Origin of the sequence: Burkholderia sp. Ac-20392 (genome assembly GCF_017104585.1) — a bacterium.
Lineage (GTDB): Bacteria > Pseudomonadota > Gammaproteobacteria > Burkholderiales > Burkholderiaceae > Burkholderia > Burkholderia lata.
Genome location: NZ_JAAGPB010000522.1, coordinates 1 through 5,413, shown reverse-complemented (window position 1 = coordinate 5,413; position 5,413 = coordinate 1). Strand labels below are relative to the sequence as shown.

Sequence of the window (5,413 nt, the reverse complement as noted above, 5' to 3'; positions counted from 1 at the left end):
ACGGATGCCACCACAGCAGGCCGCCGATGACGACGACCGCGAGCGCGCCGGCCATCAGCGTGCGGCGCGGGCGACGTGCGGCGGGCGACGCGGGGTCTTTCGAAGGAGGCGTGGGCTTTTGTTCGTTATCCATCGTGATCTGTCAGGAAGACGGCGCGGCGGGCCGGAAATCGGACTGCTGGGCTGCGCGTGGGCGAGCGGTGCCGGGAGGGGGCGCCCGGCTCGGTCCGGGCCCCCGCCGGTCTGCGCGGGAAAAGAGCGGTGCGCACCGCGAGTGCGGCGCGACGATGGGCATGATCCTACGTCCCGTCCCCGTTACAGTCCAGTGGTCTATCTTTCAACGGGTTACGGTCGTTACAGAACGCGACAGGACGATGACGAAACGATTACACGCTGATGCGACGGGCCGGTGCGCCGCCGATCTCGCGGGTGATTTTCGCGATGCATTCGTGCAGCGCGGGCACCACGTGTTCGTGCAGCCATTCGGGCGGGCACTGGTGCGACGCGCCACCGCAATTCACCGAATAGCGCTGGCCCGACGGGCCGACGAAACCGGCCGCGACGGCATTCAGGCCTTCGCGCCATTCGCCGATCGCGATCGCGTGGCCGTCGCGCATCGCGTCGTCCAGCGCGGGGTTCAGGCGGGCGGACACATGCGGCCAGTCGTCGCCCGCCGTGGTGCGCAGCGACTCGAGCAACAGGCGGCGTTCGTCTTCCTCGAGTGCGGCAAGATACGCGCGGCCCACTGCGGTGCGTGCGATGTCCATCCGCGAGCCGATTTCGAGGCGCGTGACGAGCACGGCCGAGCGCGGCCGGATCACGTCGATCGCGACCATGTCGAGCCGGTCGCGCACCGCGAGGTGCACCGACAGCGACGTGCGTTCGGCCAGCTCGATCATGAACGGCCGCGAGCGCGCGCGGATGTCGAAGTTGCGCAGGAAGCCGTGGCTCAGTTCGAGTACCGACGCGGTGAGCACGAAGCGCTCGCTGTCGGGCAACTGGAACAGGAAGCCGGCGCTGACGAGCGTCGCGGTGATGCGCGAGACGGTCGGCTTCGGGATGCCGGTCAGTTCGGTCAGCTCGCGGTTGCTGACGGGCGCGTCGGCCGCCGCGATGCGGCGCAGCACGGCGAGGCCGCGGGCGAGGGCGGTGATCTCGTCGGGCGACGATTCACGGTCCCGCGACGCGGGAGGGGTTACAGTTGTCGACACGAGGGATTCTCTCTAATTCCGAAACTCGATTTCAATTTTGTTGGTATTGTAGGACTATTGTCAAAGGATGCATGTTCCGCAGGCAAACCGGTCATTGGATGAGATTTTACGGGTTCACCCTTGGTTTATTAGGAAAACGCTCAAATGAGCGTTGCCAGAAAGTGCATGAACCGGTGCAAATACCGCTTGACTTGTCGGGCGGAAACGGAAAGAATGTCTCACGTTTTCGAAACATCGTTTCAAGAGTTTAACCGGCAACGATGTTTCGCGCAGTCTCTCAGGTTCTAGCACGGCCCTCGGAATGGCTAGAACTTTTTTAGCGCCACGGTCTCCGTGGCGCTTTTTTTTGCCCATCTTTCTGCTCGTCCGCCCAGACGCGTCAGGCCCGTATTATCCCCCGATCGTCGAAACCCTCTGTTTGAACGCAGGCGGTGTCTGTTTGCGCACGCGCTTTGCGTGATGCGCAGGCGCAAAAAAAAGCGCGATGCCCGCACGGGGCATCGCGCATCAAACGGCGTGGAGCGCCGACGAATGAACGGTGATGAAGAAAGGGCGGGCCTGGCCGGGACGCAGGCCCGCCTCGCGTGGTCCGGTCAGGCTTTCGCGAGCTTGATGCTGGTCTGCTCGGCCGTCAGGTAGCCGACGCTGGCGCCGAAGCGGTCCTTGAAGTTCGCGCGCACGAGCGGATCGAGCGTCGGCTTGACCTTGTCGTGCAGCGGCGATTCCCAGTCGCCCGCGTGCTGGAAGTTGCTCATGATGTAGGTCCAGCCGTTGATCTCGTCGACGGCGTGCAGGCCCGTCGATTCGGCGCCCGCCGGGCACGACAGCACGCGCACCAGCGACTTCGTGTCGACGTTGTAGGCCCACAGGAAGTTGTTCACGTGCATGCCCGAGTCTTCGCCGATGAAAAGGGTGCGCAGCTTTTCGGAGAACTTCAGGTTGTCCGGGTTCGCGATCTTGTCCGGGTTCGCGAGGTTGCCGAGCCCGTCGGCGGCGGCGAGATCCTCGCCGACCAGCGCGGCCGGCGCACCCATGTCGACCGGCACCCATTCGCTGTCGATCGCGCTGCCCGTCGTGTCGCGCTGGCTGCCCTTCAGGTTCAGTGCATAGACGGCGCCCGCGGCGATCTTCTTGTCGACCGCGACGTCGCGCGACACCGAATTGCCCTTGACCATCGACGTCTCGATCCGCGACATCGCCGTGTAGACGATCTTGTCCTTCGCGTTCACGGTCGTGCCTTCGAGCTTCGTGAAGCCCATGCTGCCGCCGAGCAGCGCCGCGTAGCGGTGTGTCTCGAGGAACGCGGCCGCCTTTTCCATCCCCGGCTTCACGCGCATCCAGTTGAACTTGCCGCCGAAGTGGATCTTCGTGTAGCTCGCATCGTTCGGGTCGGTGGTCGTCAGGTCCATGATGTCCGACGCCTTCAGCGTGTTCGCGAGCGCTTCGATCTCGCTGCTCGTGGCGTGGCCGATCTTGATCCACGTGAGCGTCGCGGTGCCCGCGCCGGCGGACGACGTCTGCGTCCACTTCGCGACGTACAGCGTGCCGGCCGACAGGTCGGCCGCCTTGTCGGCGACGAACATGAACAGGCCGCCGTTGGTGGCGTCGTCACCCATCATCACCGTGCGCTGGTCCGGCATCACCTGGATCAGCTCGTGCGAGATGCGGCCGAGGCCGTAGTGCTTCTTCACGGTGCCGGTGCCGTCCGGATTCACGGTGATCTCGGGCAGGTGGCCGTAGTGGTAGGGGTTCGCCTTCGTCTCGTCGCCGAACGTGTTCTTGCTGAACGCCTTGAACTGCGCGTCGGTCGCGACCTTCGTCGCGTCCGGCTCGTACTCCTCGCTCGACAGGTGCGTGCCCCACGGCGACAGGCTCGCGCCGCACGTGATCCACAGGCCGTGCGCCTTCGACGTGTCGACGTTGTGGTACTTGACGACCTTCAGCGCGCCGTTGGCCGGATCCTGGTCGAGCGTCAGCACCGCGATCGGCGACGGCAGCTGGCCGTACTGCGATGCGCTGGCCTGGTCGCGCGTCGTGTATTCGAACTGCACGACGGCGAACACCGTGTTGCCCTTCACGCCGGACACGTTCGCGTTCTTCAGCGTCAGCAGCGAGCTGCCGTCCGGGCAGTCGGAATAGAACTGGCGCTCCTTGCCGGCTACCGAGCGATCGATGATCGGCTGGTTGTTGATGTCGTAGTAGCCGCCCGCGAGCGTCGTGCCGCCCTTGCCGTCCGGCACCAGGTCGCCCGTCACGAAGAACGGCCGGTACGCCAGCTTGAAGTTGCGCGCCGAGCCGTCCGAGAACGACACCGACAGCGTCGAGCCGACCGTCGTCGTGGCCATCGCGGCCGCGTTGTCGAGCGTGGGCGCGGCCATCGCCGAGAACGTCGCCGACGTGTACGCAGCGGCGATCGGGGCCGGCGTCGACGCCGGATTGTCGTCGCCGCCGCAACCCGTCAGCAGGGCCGGCAGCGCGAGGCCGGAAAGCGGGAGCATCGGCGCGCCGGCGAGGATCTTCAGGGCCTGACGACGGGAAGTATTGGGCAACGCGGGCATGTGGTGTCCAGTTTCAGTTGTTGGAAGAATGGCCTTCGCGAAGCAGGCGGTCGGCAAGCTCGGCGAAGGCAAATTGAAAACTGGACGGAAGTGTAAGGACGCTAGATGAAAGTTTTTTGAATTGAAAACGTAATGGTTCGTCGGGCGTTCGTCAGGCGCTCAATCGCGTTCGGGCGTCGCCGAGATGCGGTGGATCGACAGGTCCGCGCCGTCGAACTCGGCTTCGCGGTCGAGGCGCAGCCCGACGGTCGCTTTCAGTGCGCCGTAGACGAGCGTGCCGCCCGCGGTTGCGATGGCAATGCCACCGAGCGTGCCGACGAGCTGCGACATGAACGACACGCCGCCGAGACCACCCAGAGCCGGCAGGCCGAACACGCCGGCCGCGAGGCCGCCGAGCGCGCCGCACATGCCGTGCAGTGGCCACACGCCGAGCACGTCGTCGATGCGCCACTTGTTCTGCACGCAGGTGAACATCGCGACGAACAGCGCGCCGGCCGCGGCGCCCGTGACGAGTGCGCCGATCGGGTGCATCACGTCGGAGCCCGCGCACACGGCGACGAGGCCCGCGAGCGGCCCGTTGTACGTGAAGCCCGGGTCGTTGCGGCCGGCCATCCATGCGGCGAGCGTGCCGCCGACCATCGCCATCAGCGAGTTCACGGCGACGAGGCCGCTGATCTTGTCGAGCGTCTGCGCGCTCATCACGTTGAAGCCGAACCAGCCGACCGCGAGCACCCACGCGCCGAGCGCGAGGAACGGGATGTTCGACGGCGGGTGCGCGGCGATCCGGCCGTCCTTCGCATAGCGGCCGTGGCGCGCGCCGAGCAGCAGCACGGCCGGCAGCGCGACCCAGCCGCCGAACGCATGCACGACGACGGAGCCCGCGAAATCATGGAACGGCGCACCGAACGCGTGCGTGAGCCAGGCCTGCACGCCGAAGCGGTTGTTCCAGGCGATCCCTTCGAAGAACGGATAGATGAAGCCGACGATGATCAGCGTCGCGACGAGTTGCGGATTGAACTTCGCGCGCTCGGCGATGCCGCCGGACACGATTGCAGGGATCGCCGCCGCGAAGGTCAGCAGGAAGAAGAAGCGCACGAGCGCGTAGCCGTTGTGCTGCGACAGCGTGCCGATGTCGTCGAAGAACTCCACGCCGTACGCGATCGTGTAGCCGATGAAGAAGTACGCGAGGGTCGACACCGAGAAGTCGACCAGGATCTTCACGAGCGCGTTGACCTGGTTCTTCTTGCGGACCGTGCCGAGTTCGAGAAATGCAAAGCCCGCGTGCATCGCGAGCACCATGACGGCGCCGATCAACAGGAACAGTGTGTCGACGCCGGATTTCAGACCATCCATGCCGTGGCTTCCTTGCGCAAAAAACGGGCAAGGAACGCAAGTATCGAGCCAACTTGGTGAACGACTGCGTGGAGTTGGTGCTTCAACACCGTGTGGTGCGGCAATCCGGTGAATCGTGCACGGGAAGGGGGCGCGGCCGGTGCGGGGGCGACGTGATGCCGGTTGCACGCGTGTGGTGCGGCGCGTGCGGAACTGGTGCGTGTGACGAGCCGATTGGTGCGGCGTGGTGCGTCGTGGTGCGCGACGGTGCGTCGCTGCGCACCGTTCCGGCGCGTCAGTGACGCGGGAACA

The 5,413-nt window shown here is 65.7% G+C and carries 3 protein-coding genes; all 3 read right to left on the bottom strand.

The annotated features are described in order from the left end of the window. Nucleotides 1-386: 386 nt before the first annotated feature. The 3 genes from G3N99_RS33710 to G3N99_RS33700 all read right to left on the bottom strand — a co-directional run bounded on the left by G3N99_RS33710 (nt 387) and on the right by G3N99_RS33700 (nt 5,122). The gene (locus G3N99_RS33710; protein WP_174935067.1) at nt 387-1,211 is read right to left on the bottom strand and encodes an IclR family transcriptional regulator; all 825 of its coding nucleotides are present in this window, start codon (nt 1,209-1,211) and stop codon (nt 387-389) included. 593 nt (nt 1,212-1,804) lie between these two features. Next, nucleotides 1,805-3,769 carry an alkaline phosphatase PhoX gene (locus tag G3N99_RS33705; RefSeq protein WP_206124531.1) on the bottom strand — a complete coding sequence of 655 codons (1,965 nt, stop codon included), beginning with the start codon at nt 3,767-3,769 and terminating at the stop codon, nt 1,805-1,807. Between the two features lie 159 nt (nt 3,770-3,928). Next, nucleotides 3,929-5,122 (bottom strand): ammonium transporter, encoded by a 1,194-nt coding sequence (locus G3N99_RS33700; RefSeq protein ID WP_174935064.1) that lies wholly within the window; start codon nt 5,120-5,122, stop codon nt 3,929-3,931. Nucleotides 5,123-5,413 lie beyond the last annotated feature (291 nt).

Bases quoted from the DNA above. Each gene is read 5' to 3' on its own strand.
- G3N99_RS33705 (WP_206124531.1), bottom strand. From the start codon at position 3,769: ATGCCCGCGTTGCCCAATACTTCCCGTCGTCAGGCCCTGAAGATCCTC.
- G3N99_RS33700 (WP_174935064.1), bottom strand. From the start codon at position 5,122: ATGGATGGTCTGAAATCCGGCGTCGACACACTGTTCCTGTTGATCGGC.